Raw genomic sequence first — 15,084 nt, forward strand, 5'->3', positions numbered from 1 at the left:
CCAACCATCCTATTTATACGCCCTGACCGCAATTCAACGCACAGTTTGATCGGATCCCTTCCGGCGCCGGCTGATACAATCCAGATCTTGATCTCCGAATGGAAGCCCACGCACAAGCACGGGCGCATGCCAACAGCGAGATCATGAAAAGCGACACTCTTTCCTATCCTCCTCGGGGTCTCTCACGCGAAGAAGCGGCCCGATATGTTGGCGTGGGCATAACCAAATTCGACCAGATGGTTGCTGACCGCCGCATGCCGAAGCCGAAGAAAGTTGACGGCCGCGTGATTTGGGATCGCCTTAAACTCGAAGCGGCGTTCGGCGAACTACCTGGAGACGATGATGAGAATATCGTCGACTTCCTGTTGCAAGGGAATCACCGCAGGGAATAGATTCATTCTGCCATGACCGACAAATATCCCGGCCTGTCCTCCTACACCGATCGCCACGGAAAACTACGCTGGCGCTATCGGACGAAGGAGCGTTTGGTCAGTCTGCCTGCTCCCAATCAGCCGGGATTCAAGGAAGCGTACCAGGCAGCGGTCGAAGGCCGGAAAGTCCCCAAGGCTCCCGTCGTCCAAATACCTGGAGCCGCCCTGCCAGGCACATTTGGAGCGGCCTTTCAACGGTTGAAGATCTCGGTCAAGTGGTTGGCGCTTGACGAAGCCAGCAAGCGCAAGAACAAGCGGCTGATTGAAGAATTTCTAGAACTGCGGGTGGTTCCAGATCACCCACTGATGTGGCGCGACGTACCGGTCAAGAACCTTAGACGTATCCATATTGAAGAGCTTCTTGGGCGCTTCATCGCCACCCCCCATAAGGCCAAGCACCTGCTGGTGGGCATACGCAAGCTGGTCTATGTCGCGCTGCGGCAAGATTGGATTGATATCGACCCCACCGCGGCGGTCGAGTGGCGGCCCGCCTATGCCGGCTGGAAAGCATGGTCGCGCGAGGCGATGGCGCAATTTGAAAACCGTTGGCACTTGGGCACCGCAGCACGCACTTGCTATGGTTTGGCGCTTTGGCTGGGCAACCGCCGCGGCGACGTCGCGGGCCTGCGCTGGGACCAGAGGGTCACCCGCCGTGTCTTCATCGATGGCGTCGAGCGTCACTTCGACGGGTTTGATATCGTCCAGGCCAAGAACAAGGGACGAACCGGCGGCAAACGGCTTTTCGTGCCGATCACGCCGATGCTGTCCGAGATCCTGGATGCGGCTGACAGGCGCGGCGAGACCGTCTTGGTCAACGCCTATGGGGAGCCCTTCTCCGCCAAGTCCTTGACTGGAATGATGGCGCATTGGTGCAAGCTTGCCGGTCTTCCGAAGGGCCTTACCCTGCATGGTTTAAGGAAATCGCTCGGTGTTTATCTGGCGGAGGCCGAGGCCTCCACCAGGCAGATGATGGACGTCCTCGGTCACGACGATATCGATCATGCGGAGCTCTATTCGCGCGAGGCATCGCAGGTACGGCTGGCGGTCCAAGGGATGGATCGAGTCGTGCGGCTGGTCACGCGCAAGCCGATGCTTGGCGAACCTGTTGGCGAACCTCGTGGCGAACCACCCTATAACACATTGATAAATAACGATAATGGTGGGCCCGGAGGGACTCGAACCCCCAACCAAGCGGTTATGAGCCGCCGGCTCTAACCATTGAGCTACAGGCCCCACGCGGGCTGGCTTAGTGTTTTTCGCTTCGCTGCACAAGACTTTCGAAAGCGCTGGCGGCAAATGCCAAAATCAGCCCATATTCGCACCGTAGAGCGGCCTGCGCCCATAAGGCGCTGAAACAGGTCCGGCTCTCGCGCCGTGCTGCCGGCGAACGACGTTTTTCAGGTCGAGGCAGACGGCAAGGGTGCCGGATCGCAGACATCGAGGAGTTTTCATGACCAGACATCTTTTGCCCATCGTGCTCGCTGCCGCGGTCGCGTTTCCGGCGCTTGCAAGCGCTGCCGACACACAAACCCCGCCCCGCATCATCGTCTCGGGCGAAGGCGAAGCGACTGTGGCGCCGGACATGGCGATCCTGTCGCTCAGCGTCATGCGCGAGGCAAAGACCGCGCGCGCGGCGCTCGACGCCAACAATGACGCCATGGCAGCGGTGATCGCGGCGATGAAGGCGGCCGGCATTGCCGACAAGGACCTGCAGACCGCCGGCATCCAGATCAATCCGCGCTACAACTACACCAACAAGGCCGACGGCAGCCAGGAAGCCGAGCTCGTCGCCTATCAGGTGACGAATACGCTGTCGGTGCGCGTGCGCAATGTCGACAAAACCGGCGACATCCTCGACAAGGCGGTGTCGCTGGGTGTCAACCAGGGTGGCGGCATCGCCTTCACCAATGACGATCCGAAGGCGACGATCACCGAGGCGCGCAAGAAGGCGGTGGCCGACGCCATCGCCAAGGCCAAGACGCTCGCCGAGGCCGCCGGCGTCAGCCTAGGCAAGGTGCTCGAAATCACCGATCAGAACATTTCGCCGGCGCCAATGCCGATGAGCGCCAAGGCGTTCGACGGCGCCCGCGCGGCGGTGCCGGTCCAGGCGGGCGAAAATTCCTACAATGTCCAGGTCACCGTCATGTTCGAGCTGAAGTAACCCTCAGCCCAGCCGGTTTACAACAAAACCCCGGAGGATCGATTCCTCCGGGGTTTTTTCGAGCCACACGCTTCAATTGCTTGAAGGAGCTCCAGGCGATCCTTGGAGAGGATCATCCCCCTCCCACCGATCGAGCTCAGCGATAGATGATCGGGCAGCCGCGCTCGTTGGCGAACACCACCACGACGCGGTCGCCATCCTGGCGGCCAGCCACCTTCACGGTGCGGCGGCTGATATCGACGATGCGGGCGCGATGCAGGCCCATGCGCTCGGCCTTGTCGAGAGCGCGGTCCGGCGAGCAACCGCGCCAGTCGCGATCACGGTCACGGTCACGGTCGCGACGCCAGTCACGGCGATAGCCGTCGTCGTCGCCGGTGTAGACGCCGAAGCGCGGATCATGCCTGTCGCCAAAGCCGAGATAGAGGCTGTCCGCATGCGCCGGAATGGCGGTGAGCGTGCCAAGCCCGACAAGAGCCGAAAGGGCTGCCGTCTTGATCGTGTTCAACATCGTCTTCTTTCTCCTTGTTGCGGGCTCTCGCCCTTCGAACCGATGGTTTGGAAAATGCTCTTTCCTATCTGAACTATTCGCGAACCGCCCGTTCATGTCCGGTTCATCTGGCAGGGAAATGGAAACTCCCCTCGCCCATTCGCTGTAAAGCTTCGGCTGTCTAACGCGCCAAACACGCTGACGCTTCCCAGACGGCCTCGTTGTTAAAATGCCGGCGAGCCACGATTCGGTATCAAAATCCGAACCTTTTAGGGTTCGTCATCGAGTATATAGTCAAAATAGTCGTCTGGCTCGGCGAGATCGGTTTCCTTGGCCTTCACGCGGCCTTGCATCGAAATTCCGGCCTCGTGCACGGTCTGCGCGCTTCCCGAAACCAGCCTGTGCCACCAATAGAGATCGTGGCCCTCGGCAACCAGCCGGTAGGCGCAGGTCTTCGGCAGCCAGGTGATGGTGCGCACATTCTGCGGCGTCAGCCCGACGCAATCGGGTACACGCGCCAGGCGATTGGCATAGTCGGAGCAACGGCAATTGTCGGCGTCGAACAGCCGGCAGCCGACGCTTGTCCAGTAGATCTCGCCCGTATCCTCGTCCTCGAGTTTCGACAGGCAGCATTTGCCACAGCCATCGCAAAGCGACTCCCACTCGGCCGGGGTCATCGCCTCAAGCGTCTTGGTTTTCCAGAAGGGCGCGGTCATACCCCTGGATTTGGCCCCGCGGCGCGTCCTGGTCAAGCATTGCTGTCACAGTGACCCGGTATCAACATTAGAAAAACACCAAATCGCCTTCAAAAGGCCGGCCGGGCATCCTTGGCTGGCGTCAATGCCTTGCAACGGAACCAATTGCGGTTGATGAAAGTTTGGGCAGGGATGGGACCCCACAAGGAGAATTGCATATGAAACGCCAACCTCGGATTCTGGCGGGCACGGCAATCGGCCTGCTTATGGCATCCGCGCCGTTGGGCGCGTACCCGCTGCAGGGGAGTGCTGCTTTCGGGACCTCGCATGGCGCGCCGCTGATCCTGGCTCAGGCAAAGTGCGCCGAAGGCCAGTCGGCGGAGGAATGCGCCCAAGCAGGTCAACAGGGGGCAGGTCAGGGCGAAGCCGAGCAGCCGCGCAAGAAGAAGCGCGAACAGCAGCAGGAGACGCAATCCGCTCCGGCGGCGGAGCAGGCTGCCCCAGCCGAGCCCGAGCAAAAGCCGCGCAAGAAGCGGCAAGTTGAGCAGACCGAGGCGCCCGCCTCCGACCAGGGTGCGGCGCCTGCGACCGAGGAACCGCAGCCGCGCAAGAAGAAGCGCGAGCAGCAGATCGAGGCAGCACCTGCCGGTGAGGCTGCACCCGCCAATGACGACCAGCAGCAGGGCGGCCAGGGGCGTAAGAAGCACAAACAGGAACAACAGCAGCAAATAGAGGCCGCGCCGGCCGATCAAGGTGGCGGGCAGCCTGCGACCGACGAACAGCAGCCGCGCAAGAAAAAGCGCAACCAGCAGATCGAAGCAGCACCCGCCGACCAGCAGCAGCCTGCCGAGCAGCTCGCGCCCGCTGGCGGCGACCAGCAGCAAGGCAATCAGGGTCGCAAGAAGCGCAAGCACGATCAGCAGCAGCAGACGGAAGGCGCGCCCGCCGGCGAGGCCACGCCGACCGAGCAGACCGCTCCTGCCAATGACAACGGGCAAGGAACCAATCAGGGCAAGAAGAAGCATCGCCAGAACCAGCAGGGCGAGCAGCAACCTGCCGGGCAGACGCCGGCGACTGAACCGGCGCAGAAAACAGCACCGGCAGGCGAACCGGTACCTCAGGCCGAGCCGCTGCAGAATGGCGAGCAACCGGTCCAGGGCGAGCAACCCCAGGACAAGAAGAAGCGCGGCAAGAAGCCGACCACTGCCGAGCAGCCGGCAAATGGTGAGCAGCCGGCAACCGGCGTACAACCCAAAGCCGGCGAACCGACAAAGACCGGCCAACAGCCCGCTACCGGCGAGCAGCAACCCGCCACTGGCGAGCAACCAGCCAACGGCAATCAGCCCGCCAACAACAACCAGCCGGCGAAGGGCGGCGATGCCGCGCAGGGCGAGACCGCAAACCCGAACGAGGCGCCCCTCCTCGACAGCCAGAAAGATGCCGATCGCAAGCATCGTGGCGGCCGCAACAACAATGGCGGCCAGAACGGCGGCGGCCAGAACGACAATGGCCAGGCCGGCAATGGCCAGAATGGCAATCAGGCTGGACAAGGTGGACAGCAGGCGCAGAAACCGGCCCCGGTCGATCAGGGCCCGCCGCCGACCGACGACCAGTCGGCGCAGCAGGCGATCAAGCGTGAGAAGATCGTCCCCGTGGACGAGGAGAAGGGCAAGCGGGTCGACCGCACGCCCGAAGATTTTGCACGCGATCGCCGGCGGCCAAAGGGCGCTGACGTGCTGAAGCAGTTCGGCGACCGCGTCATCATCCAGTTCAACAACCAGACCTTCGTGGAGAGCAACGAGGCGCCTCGCCTCACCCGCGGCGCCAAGGATGTCTACTACGAGGACCTGTCGGGCGGCCGCTCGCGCGAAACGGTCGAACGCGGCAATGGCGTTCGCGTCGTCACCATCCGCAACCGCTATGGCGACGTCATCCAGCGCTCGCGCGTCATGCCGGATGGCCGCGAGTATATCCTCAGCTATGTCGACGAACGACAGGATCGGGATGACGGCGATTGGCGTGATCCCGGCGACGACCTGCCGCCGATGCGGCTGACGATCCCGCGGCGTGACTACATCCTTGATTCCGAGGACGTGGAGAGCGACGACGATTACTACAATTTCCTCGAGCAGCCGCCGGTGGAAAAGGTGCAGCGCCTCTATTCGATCGACGAGGTCAAGCGCTCGGCCCGCGTGCGCGACATTGCCCGCCGCATCGATCTCGACACGTTGAACTTCGACTTCGGCTCGGCGACGATTTCCGACACCGAAGTGCAGAAGCTTGACGGCGTCGCCAACGCCATGGAAAAGCTGCTCAAGAAGAACCCGGCGGAGACCTTCCTGATCGAAGGTCACACCGACGCGGTAGGCACGCCAGATGCAAATCTGGCTCTGTCGGACCGCCGCGCGGAATCGGTTGCCGAAGCACTCACCAATGCCTTCGGCATCCCGGCCGAGAACCTCACCACACAAGGCTATGGCGAGGAGTATCTGAAAGTGAACACACAGGCTCCGAACCGTGAAAACCGGCGCGTCGCCATCCGTCGCATCACCTCGCTGGTGGCGCCGGTGGCGAGCAACAGCCAGCAGTAATGAGCGTTTGATTTCAAAAACCTAATCGGATTTCCGGAATCAGCGCGAGAGATGAAGGCCCGTCCCGTTCCGGACGGGCCTTTTCTTTCCTGGCTCAAGAAGATTTGTCCTGTCGATTAGGGCCTGCTCATTGAATCGCCGCATTGCGACACCCAGATTCTGTGCAGGGCGTTCCCTGCCCTGTCCCGACTCCAGCGGGACACACTGAGCCCCGCCGGTCCCTCTCCGGCGGGGTTTTTTGTCTTGAAAACTAGGCCCATCTGGCCGATTACGGACCGCATGCTGGAGCGAAACCACCGGAAGCCTTTATGAAGCGTCTCGAACTCGCCATTGAATCCATCATCCTCGCCTCGCGCTGGCTGCTGGTCGTCTTCTATCTCGGACTCGGCGTGGCGCTGGCGATCTACGCGCTGTCCTTCGGCAAGAAGCTCTATGAGTTCGTGACCAGCGCCTTCACGCTCGGCGACACCGACACGATCCTGAAGATGCTGGGCCTGATCGACGCCGCCCTCGTCGCTTCGCTGGTGGTGATGGTGATCATTTCGGGCTACGAGAACTTCGTCAGCCGCTTTGATGACCAGGATGGCGAGGTCCACTGGCTGGGCACCATCGATGTCGGCTCGCTCAAGGTCAAGGTCGCCTCGACCATCGTCGCCATCTCCTCGATCCACCTTTTGCAGGTGTTCCTCAACTCCGTTTCCTACACGACCGAGCAATTGATGTGGCTGACGATCATCCACATCGCCTTCGTCGTCTCGGCCTTCATGCTCGCCTATATCGACCGGGTGATGGCGCTGGCCAAGGGCAAGAAGGCTGAGGAATAGGTGCCTCTCGCGAACGTCAGTAGATGTTCCTGATGTTTGTGTCGGTCCTGGCGAATACCTCGTCCGGAACGAAGAAGTCGCCGGCCAACGGCCCGGTCGCGCCCGGCGCATAGATCGAGAAATCGGTCACGCCTTCGGCCCGCAGCACCTCCTCGTCGATGTAGAAATTGCCCGTCGCCTCGCGCGAGGAACGCAGGAAGATCGCATGCGCGGCATCCGCCATGATGTCTGGCGAGCGGCTCATCGCGGCAACCGTCGCGCCGCCGAGCAGATTGCGCACCGCGGCGGTGTCGATGGTCGAGATCGGCCACAGCGAATTGACGGCGATGCCATCCTTGGCGAACTCCGCGCTCATGCCAAGCGTGCACATCGACATGCCGAACTTGGCCATGGTGTAGGCGACATGGTTCTTGAACCATTTGGCCTTCATGTCGAGCGGCGGCGCCAGATTCAGGATGTGAGGATTGCTGGCCAACTTCAGGTGCGGGATGCACATTTTGGAAACCAGGAAGGTGCCGCGCGTGTTGATCTGATGCATCAGATCGTAGCGCTTCATGTCGGTCTCCAGCGTGCCGGTAAGCTGGATGGCGCTGGCGTTGTTGACGCAGATATCGATGCCGCCGAAACGCTCGACGGTCTTGGCCACCGCATCGGCGACCTGCGTCTCTTCGCGGATGTCGCACAGCACGGGCAGCGCCTTGCCGCCGGCCTGCTCGATCTCCTGTGCCGCCGTGTAGATGGTGCCCGGCAGTTTCGGATGCGGCTCGGCGGTCTTGGCCGCGATGGTTACATTGGCGCCGTCGCGCGCTGCGCGCAGTGCGATCGCGAGCCCGATGCCGCGCGATCCGCCCGAAATGAACAGCGTCTTTCCCTTGAGCGACATCTCTCGCCTCCCTCTTCAATTGGGAGGCAACTTGCGCGGCTCGCAGGCACGGCGCAAGGGCCGAAGGCGTCAGACCGAGATGACGCAACGTCGTGCAGGCGGGCTACACGAGCACCAGGCCCTGCCGCATGGCAATCGCGATGGCGTCGGTGCGGTTGGAGGCGCCGAGCTTGATCAGGATCGCGGCGACATGGAATTTTGCCGTGTGCACCGAGATGTTGAGCCGCCGGGCGATCACCTTGTTCGGCGCCCCCTCGGCGAGCAGCGCCAGCACTTCCGCTTCGCGTGGCGACAGAGCGGGTCGGACAGGCGTGTCGTCCGGCGCGTCTTCGTCGGCGATCTCGCCATGGAAATCGCCATGCGCGACCGCCGAAGGCCCTGCCCTGCTGACGCGGTAGCCTGATGCCGCCAGGCGTACCGCCGCGGCGATCAGTTGGCCGTCGGCGGAAGCAGGCAAAACGGCAAGCACGTTTGCCGCGACGGCCTCGCCGCCGGCACGCCGTGAAAGCAGCACAATCGGCGTCGACGGGCCGGCGATCCCGCCTTCGAGTGCCGCCTCATCGATCACGGCGACATCCGCGCTCTGGCCGTCGCCGCTTCCCGCCATGATTGGCAGCAGGTCGTCGCTCGTCGCGAGCTGATCGGCCAGTTGCTCGGCGCGCCGGGCATCGCTCAGCGCGACGAGCACCGTCAGCCGGTGGGTCACCGGCTCCGGTCTCACTAGTGTCCGTGCTGCCGTATTCGCCATCGGCCCTCTCAGCTCAGCGGCTTTTCGCCGATGGTGATCGGGACGTCGCGCTCAGCGCCGCCGCTCGAAACACCGAGCGTCACGGTCGCGCCGGCGCTGTCGGGTCCAAGCTTGCGGATCAGCTCGCGCGGGCCGCGCACGGCCTCGCCGTTCCAGGCCACGATAATATCGCCGACATGCAGGCCGGCGGCTTTGGCAGGGCCGTTGTCGTCAAGGCTCATCACCATGGCGCCATGGGTGTCGCCATTGCGGATCGGGTGCAGTCCGGCGCCGAGATAGCCGCGCGCGACATGGCCCTTCTCGCGCAGTGTCGCCACCGCCCGCTCGATCGTCTCATAGGGCATGACCAGCGCCCGCCGGCGTGGTCCGAACAACAGCATGCCGATCAGCCCACCCTTGGCGTCGAGCACCGGACCGCCCTCGAAGCGCCCGCCGGTAGCGATGGCAAGGTTGATACGACGATCGATGGTGCCGCCGCGCATCGAACGCCAGGCCGGTCCCACTTCGCCGATGGTGCCGAACACGGCGAGTGCCGTACCTTCGCTGTTGCCCGCGGCGATCGCCAGATTGCCGGGCCGCACCGCGCCGGCCTGGGCCAGTTGCGACGGACCTACCGGCGCCGAAGCGGGTTTCAAAAGGGCAACGCCCGTCGAAGGATCGCGGCCGACGAGCTCGGCCTTGACCGTCTCGCCGGAAGCCAGCGTCAGCTCGATCTCTTCACCGGCCTCGACCGCCTCCTCGGCGGTGACGAAGTAGCCGTCGCGCCAGTGAAAGGCGCTGGCGGTGCGATGATGGTGCGTCGCAAAGCTCGCCACCGCCGGAGCGGCTGCCGCCGCGACATCGGCAATGGCATCGGAAAAGGCGCTGAGATTGAAGTTGCTCATATCAAATGTCTCCTGGGTTCGGTCACCCAGATATCGCTCCATGGCGTCGCTGCCGGTACTCGCCTGACGGCTAGTCGGCGGCCGGACTGGCCACTTGGTCAGGTCGCGGTCGTCGCGCCCGCTCCGCACATATAGTCATCATTCCGCGAGATCACATGGGAACGCCAATGGCCTTCGCCGCCGAAAAACTCCAATCCGACGACACTCTGCTCGACGCTTACTCCTCGAGTGTCGCCGACGCCGTCGACCGCATCGGCCCGGCCGTCTGCCGCATCGAGCGCATCGGCGCCAGCGGCCATGGCTCGGGCTTCGTCATCGCGCAGGACGGGCTGGTCGTCACCAACTTCCATGTCGTGGGTGATGCACGCGCCGTGCGCGTCACGACGCCGGACGGCGCGGCCCGCGAAGGCCGCGTGCTTGGCCGCGATCCCGACACCGACATCGCCCTGGTGCGCGCCGACGGCAATTTCGCCGATATCGCGCCGCTCGGCGATTCCAAGCGCCTGCGCCGCGGCCAGATCGCCATCGCCATCGGCAATCCGCTCGGCTTCGAATGGACCGTGACCGCCGGCGTCGTCTCGGCGCTCGGCCGCTCGATGCGCGCCTCGACCGGCCGGTTGATCGACGACGTCATCCAGACCGACGCCGCGCTCAACCCGGGCAATTCCGGCGGCCCGCTGGTGTCGTCGGCCGGCGAGGTGATAGGCGTCAACACCGCCATGATCCACGGCGCGCAAGGCATTGCTTTCGCGGTGGCCTCCAACACCGCCAACTTCGTCATCTCCGAGATCATCCGCTTCGGCCGCGTGCGGCGCGCCTTCATTGGCGTCTCTGCCGACACGACCAATCTGCCGCGCCGGGCAGCACTGCTCTCCCAGGTCACGACCAGCACGGCCGTGCGCCTGCGCAGCGTTGAGAAGAACGGACCGGCGGCCAAGGCCGGCCTGAAGGAAGGCGATATCATCGCGGCAATAGACGGCCGCCCGGTCACCGGCGTGGATGATCTCGTGCGCATGCTCGATGCGCAGCGCATCGACCGCGAGACGCTGTGCACGGTCGTGCGCCGCACCGGCGTCACCCAGGTGGTGGTGACACCGGTGGCGCGGAGCTGAGTTTCCAGCTCGACCTGACGATATGGCCGAGCAGAGACCGGACATCTGCCGCCAAGTGGATCATCCTCCAGCCGCTCCCTTGGCATATTGCGCCAGGAATTCCTCGCTTGGCGGGATCGGCTTGATGACATCGATCAGCACGCCATTCGGGTCCTTGGTCATGAAATGACGCTGGCCAAAGGGCTCGTCGCGCAGCGAGCGCAGGATCGGCAGCCCAGCCGCAACGGCGCGCTCATAGACCGCGTCGGGGTCGCGGACCTCGAAATTGATCAGGAGACCCGAAGTCCGCCCCCGTCCCTCCTCCGGGATCGTCTCGTGATCGCCCTGGACGATGCCGAGATTGACGCGCCTGTCTTCGGCCGAGCGCAGATGCACATACCAGTCGCTCTCAAACAGCGGCTCGAAACGGAAGTGGCCGACATAAAAGGCTGCCGTGCCGGCAACATCGCCGGTCATCAACACCGGGTAATAGCTCGTCGTCTTCATCTTTCTTTCTCCGGTTTCATCACATACAGTCTGTATGTAAGCGCAATAACATACAGGCTGCATGTATGCAACAGGAATCCGGACGCCGCTCCAACCGCGACCGCACCGAGGCGACACGGTCGGATCTGATCCGTGCAGCGCGAAAGCTGTTCACCGAAAAATCCTATGCCGAGACCGGTACGCCGGAGATCGTCGCCGAGGCCGGTGTGACGCGCGGCGCGCTCTATCACCACTTTGCCGACAAGCAGGCGCTGTTCGCCGCTGTCGCCGAACAGGAGGCAGCGGCGGTGGCAGCTGAGATCGACGACGCCGCGCCGCCATCGCTTGTCCCCCGCGACGCGCTGATCGCCGGCTCGGACGCTTATCTGGCGGCCATGCGCCTGCCCGGACGCACGCGGCTTTTGCTGCTAGACGGTCCGGCCGTGCTCGGCCGCGTCGCCATGGACGCAATCGACAATCGCCACGGCAACCGCTCGCTGCGCGAAGGCCTGGTCGCGGCAATGCGCGCGCAAGCGATAACGAGACTGCCTGTCGAAGCGCTGACCGCGCTGCTTGCCGCGGCCTTCGACCGGGCAGCCCTTGCCATCGAGGCGGGTGGCTCGGCCGAGGATTACCGCGCCGTTCTCATGGCGCTGACCGACGGGCTGGCCCCCGTTCCTCATCGAGCACCGGCCCCGGCTCGAACTCGTTGAAACGGCCAAGCTCGCGCTTGAACTGGTCGATCAGCCAGGCCGCCGCGGGCTTCGGACTGCTGTCGGTGCGATGCATGGCAAACAGCGGCGAGCGCACCTCCCTGAAAACCTCGAGGTCGAGTTCCACAAGCTTGCCGCTCGCTAGGTCGTCGGCGATCAGCCAGCGCGGCAGTCCGCCCCAGCCCAGGCCCTCGCGCATCAGCGCATGCTTGGTGCGCACGTCCGTCAGCCGCCAGGTGCGGTAGGCAAAGACCCCGAAGTCGTGTCCCTTGGTGCGTTCGGATTGATCGGTGACGACAAGCTGCGTGTGCACGCGCGCGTCTTCGATGGTCACCGGCCCCGGCACCAGCGCCAGCGGGTGGCTGGGTGCCGCGGCGAGCACGATCGACATGAATCCGATGCGGACCAGATGCACGTCAACCTCGCCCAGCATGCCACCGATGCCAAGGTCGGCCTGGCCGCTCAGCACATGATCGGGAATGATGCCGAGCGTGCCGATATGCAGCCGCAACATCACCGTCGGAAACTGCGCCTCGAACGCCTTCAGCACCCTGATCAGCACCGGAGAGGGCAGCGCTGCGTCAACCGATAGCGCGACCTCGGCTTCCAGCCCCTGATGATGGCCGTCGACCCGCGAGCGCATGTGCTGCAACACGCCGACCATACGCCGCGCATCTTCTAGCACCGCCTTGCCGACATCCGTGAGTTGCGGCTCGCGCACGCCTTCACGCTCGAACAGCTTGAGGCCGAGTTGTGCTTCCAGATTGGCAATGCCGTAGCTCACCACCGACTGAGCCCGGTTCAGCTTGCGACCCGCGGCCGAGAAACTTCCGGTGTCGGCCACAGCCACCAGTATCTGAAGCTGGTCGAGGGTTGGATTTGGCTGCATGGCGTATCATCCGTTTTGTTGATTGATTGTATACATATTATGCCAGTTTTCTAGATGGAACGATGCCCCCATATGTGGCGGGACAGTTCAATCCAACCCCAAGGGGACACCGTTATGTCTATTCTTCTTGTAACTTCCAGCCCGCGCGGCGCAGCCTCGCACTCGACCAAAGTCGCCACCGATCTTGCCGGGAAGCTGGTTGCCGCCGACCCGTCCAGCACGCTTGTCGTGCGCGACCTCGTCGCCAATCCGCTGCCGCATATCGATCCCGACTACGCCACCGGCATCTATACGCCAGCCGATGCCCGCACGCCGCGCCAGGCTGAGGTTGTCGGCGTTTCGGATGTTGCGCTGGACGAGGTCTTCGCCGCCGACACGATCATCCTCGCCACCGGCTTCATCAACTTCAACATCTCCTCGACGCTGAAGTCCTGGGTCGATCACATCGCCCGCTCCGGCAGGAGTTTCGCCTATGGCGAGGGCGGCCCGAAGGGCCTCGTCACCGGCAAGAAGGTCTATATCGTGCTGGCTTCCGGCGGCATCTATTCGGAGGGTGCTGCGGTGCAGATGGACCACGCCGTTCCTTATCTGCGCAGCGTGCTCGGCTTCCTCGGCATGACTGACGTCGAAGTCATCCGCGTCGAGGGCGTAGGCGTGGGCGCCGACGCGGTTGCCGCCGCGCTCACCAAGGCCACCGCCAAGGTCGATGCCATCGCCGCCACGGCCGCAGAGCAGGTCGCTGTCGCGGCGTAACTCTTGCTGGAGACTGAAAAAAGCAGGCGCCATCGGCGCCTGCTTTTTTGTTGCTCGAACTCAAGCCTTATAACCGCACTATAGTGGTGGCAGGACCACCGCCGGATGGCGATCCTCGCGCAGAGCGACCGCGGCCAAACGCTGGGCATCCATCGAACAGGCGACCGCTCTCACCTGCGCCGCGCCGACATCGATACCGATGACGTAGCAATCCAGAACGCGGCGCCGATCTGGAACGACTTTTTCTTCCCACTGGTCCTGATCACCTCCGACAATCTGACGACACTGCCGCAGGGGCTGACCGTGTTCGTCGGCGAGTTCACAACAGACTGGGGGGTGCTGTTCACCGGTCTGACACTGGCGGCGCTGCCCACTACGCTGGTTTATATCGTGCTGTCGAAACAGTTCATTTCCGGTATCACGCAAGGCGCGGTCAAATGGGCATCACCAGATAGCGAACGCATTGAGGCATACCAAGTGGCGAACCAGAACAAGATCATCATCACCTGCGCCGTCACCGGCTCGATTCATACGCCGTCGATGTCACCGCATTTGCCGGTTACGGCCGAGCAGATTGCTACAGCCGCCATCGAAGCGGCCGAGGCTGGCGCCGCCGTCGTTCATCTGCATGCCCGCAATCCGGCCGATGGACGCCCCGACCAATCGCCGGAGGCCTTCGCTCCCTTCCTGCAGGTCATCAAGCAGCGCTCCAACTGCGTCGTCAACATCACCACCGGCGGCGCCGCGACGATGAGCGTTGAAGAGCGGGTCAGGCCAGCAAAGGTCTTCGCGCCCGAGGTCGCGTCGCTCAACATGGGGTCGATGAATTTCGCCCTGTTCCCGATGCTGGAACGCTTCAAGACCTTCCAGCATGACTGGGAACAGCCCTATCTCGAATCCTCGCGCGACCGCATCTTCCGCAACACCTTCGGCGACATCGAGCACATTTTGCGCACTTGCGCCGACAACGGCACCCGCTTCGAGATCGAGTGCTACGACATCGGCCATCTCTACACGCTGGCGCATTTCGTCGACCTCGGCCTGGTGAAGGCACCGTTTTTCGTCCAGAGCGTGTTCGGCATTCTGGGCGGCATCGGCACGCACCCGGAAGATGTTGCCCATATGAAGCGCACAGCCGACCGGCTGTTCGGCAGCGACTATCACTGGTCAGTGCTCGGCGCCGGCCGCCATCAATTGCCGATCGCCACCCAGGCGATCGCGTTGGGCGGCAATGTGCGCGTCGGCCTGGAGGACTCGCTGTGGATCGGCAAGGGCAAGCTTGCCCGCTCCAGCGCCGAACAGGTAACGAAAGTACGCCAGATCATCGAAGGCCTCGGCGCCTCGATCGCCACGCCCGATGAGGCGCGGCAGATCCTGCAACTTAAAGGCGGCGACAAGGTCGGATTCTGATCGATCGGGAAGCGAGGCCGGGGTGCGGTAACCCGGCC

General features: G+C 63.5%; 15 protein-coding genes, 1 tRNA gene and 1 pseudogene. 9 read left to right on the plus strand and 8 right to left on the minus strand.

The annotated features are described in order from the left end of the window. The first annotated feature begins 143 nt into the window (after positions 1–143). Positions 144–392 (plus strand): hypothetical protein, encoded by a 249-nt coding sequence (locus AB6802_RS05020; protein WP_371009314.1) that lies wholly within the window; start codon positions 144–146, stop codon positions 390–392. Positions 393–956: 564 nt separating this feature from the next. Then, positions 957–1,397: pseudogene (locus AB6802_RS05025) on the plus strand (tyrosine-type recombinase/integrase); the annotation flags it as partial. Positions 1,398–1,588: 191 nt separating this feature from the next. Here AB6802_RS05025 and AB6802_RS05030 read toward each other — a convergent pair. Then, positions 1,589–1,664, minus strand: a tRNA-Ile gene (locus AB6802_RS05030). Positions 1,665–1,881: 217 nt separating this feature from the next. Between AB6802_RS05030 and AB6802_RS05035 the strand changes: the two genes are divergently transcribed. Beyond that, complete coding sequence (locus AB6802_RS05035) at positions 1,882–2,592, plus strand: SIMPL domain-containing protein (protein ID WP_371008921.1); 711 nt, start codon at positions 1,882–1,884, stop codon at positions 2,590–2,592. 136 nt (positions 2,593–2,728) lie between these two features. Here AB6802_RS05035 and AB6802_RS05040 read toward each other — a convergent pair whose 3' ends face one another. Together AB6802_RS05040 and AB6802_RS05045 are read right to left on the minus strand one after the other, a co-directional pair. Then, complete coding sequence (locus AB6802_RS05040; RefSeq protein ID WP_371008922.1) at positions 2,729–3,100, minus strand: hypothetical protein; 372 nt, start codon at positions 3,098–3,100, stop codon at positions 2,729–2,731. Positions 3,101–3,348: 248 nt separating this feature from the next. After that, complete coding sequence (locus AB6802_RS05045; protein WP_371008923.1) at positions 3,349–3,795, minus strand: YcgN family cysteine cluster protein; 447 nt, start codon at positions 3,793–3,795, stop codon at positions 3,349–3,351. A gap of 197 nt (positions 3,796–3,992) precedes the next feature. Here AB6802_RS05045 and AB6802_RS05050 point away from each other — a divergent pair, with 197 nt between their 5' ends. Both AB6802_RS05050 and AB6802_RS05055 read left to right on the plus strand, forming a co-directional pair. Further along, on the plus strand, positions 3,993–6,365 hold the full coding sequence (locus tag AB6802_RS05050) for an OmpA family protein (protein ID WP_371008924.1): 2,373 nt from the start codon (positions 3,993–3,995) through the stop codon (positions 6,363–6,365). A 308-nt stretch (positions 6,366–6,673) separates the two neighbouring features. Further along, positions 6,674–7,189, plus strand: a complete 516-nt coding sequence (locus tag AB6802_RS05055; protein ID WP_371008925.1) for a TIGR00645 family protein — start codon at positions 6,674–6,676, stop codon at positions 7,187–7,189. Positions 7,190–7,205: 16 nt separating this feature from the next. On the opposite strand, the gene AB6802_RS05060 is transcribed toward AB6802_RS05055, so the two are convergent. From AB6802_RS05060 to AB6802_RS05070, 3 genes are all read right to left on the minus strand, one after another. Next, entirely contained in the window at positions 7,206–8,072 is an 867-nt protein-coding gene (locus tag AB6802_RS05060; RefSeq protein ID WP_371008926.1) for an SDR family oxidoreductase, read from the minus strand. Between the two features lie 103 nt (positions 8,073–8,175). Continuing rightward, the gene (locus AB6802_RS05065) at positions 8,176–8,820 is read right to left on the minus strand and encodes a response regulator transcription factor (protein ID WP_371008927.1); all 645 of its coding nucleotides are present in this window, start codon (positions 8,818–8,820) and stop codon (positions 8,176–8,178) included. Positions 8,821–8,828: 8 nt separating this feature from the next. After that, on the minus strand, positions 8,829–9,704 hold the full coding sequence (locus AB6802_RS05070) for a S1C family serine protease (RefSeq protein ID WP_371008928.1): 876 nt from the start codon (positions 9,702–9,704) through the stop codon (positions 8,829–8,831). A 167-nt stretch (positions 9,705–9,871) separates the two neighbouring features. Between AB6802_RS05070 and AB6802_RS05075 the strand changes: the two genes are divergently transcribed. Next, positions 9,872–10,816 carry a S1C family serine protease gene (locus AB6802_RS05075; RefSeq protein ID WP_371008929.1) on the plus strand — a complete coding sequence of 315 codons (945 nt, stop codon included), beginning with the start codon at positions 9,872–9,874 and terminating at the stop codon, positions 10,814–10,816. A 60-nt stretch (positions 10,817–10,876) separates the two neighbouring features. On the opposite strand, the gene AB6802_RS05080 is transcribed toward AB6802_RS05075, so the two are convergent. Further along, positions 10,877–11,302 (minus strand): VOC family protein, encoded by a 426-nt coding sequence (locus AB6802_RS05080; protein ID WP_371008930.1) that lies wholly within the window; start codon positions 11,300–11,302, stop codon positions 10,877–10,879. Between the two features lie 65 nt (positions 11,303–11,367). Between AB6802_RS05080 and AB6802_RS05085 the strand changes: the two genes are divergently transcribed. Continuing rightward, complete coding sequence (locus AB6802_RS05085) at positions 11,368–11,994, plus strand: helix-turn-helix domain-containing protein (RefSeq protein ID WP_371008931.1); 627 nt, start codon at positions 11,368–11,370, stop codon at positions 11,992–11,994. On the opposite strand, the gene AB6802_RS05090 is transcribed toward AB6802_RS05085, so the two are convergent. Next, the gene (locus tag AB6802_RS05090) at positions 11,927–12,883 is read right to left on the minus strand and encodes a LysR family transcriptional regulator (RefSeq protein ID WP_371008932.1); all 957 of its coding nucleotides are present in this window, start codon (positions 12,881–12,883) and stop codon (positions 11,927–11,929) included. The genes AB6802_RS05085 and AB6802_RS05090 overlap by 68 nt on opposite strands. Before the next feature lie 114 nt (positions 12,884–12,997). Here AB6802_RS05090 and AB6802_RS05095 point away from each other — a divergent pair, with 114 nt between their 5' ends. Both AB6802_RS05095 and AB6802_RS05100 read left to right on the plus strand, forming a co-directional pair. Beyond that, complete coding sequence (locus AB6802_RS05095) at positions 12,998–13,636, plus strand: FMN-dependent NADH-azoreductase (protein ID WP_371008933.1); 639 nt, start codon at positions 12,998–13,000, stop codon at positions 13,634–13,636. 477 nt (positions 13,637–14,113) lie between these two features. Continuing rightward, complete coding sequence (locus tag AB6802_RS05100; RefSeq protein WP_371009315.1) at positions 14,114–15,046, plus strand: 3-keto-5-aminohexanoate cleavage protein; 933 nt, start codon at positions 14,114–14,116, stop codon at positions 15,044–15,046. Positions 15,047–15,084 lie beyond the last annotated feature (38 nt).

The sequence above is a fragment of the Mesorhizobium sp. RCC_202 genome, assembly GCF_041355295.1.
In the GTDB taxonomy this organism is placed as follows: domain Bacteria; phylum Pseudomonadota; class Alphaproteobacteria; order Rhizobiales; family Rhizobiaceae; genus Mesorhizobium.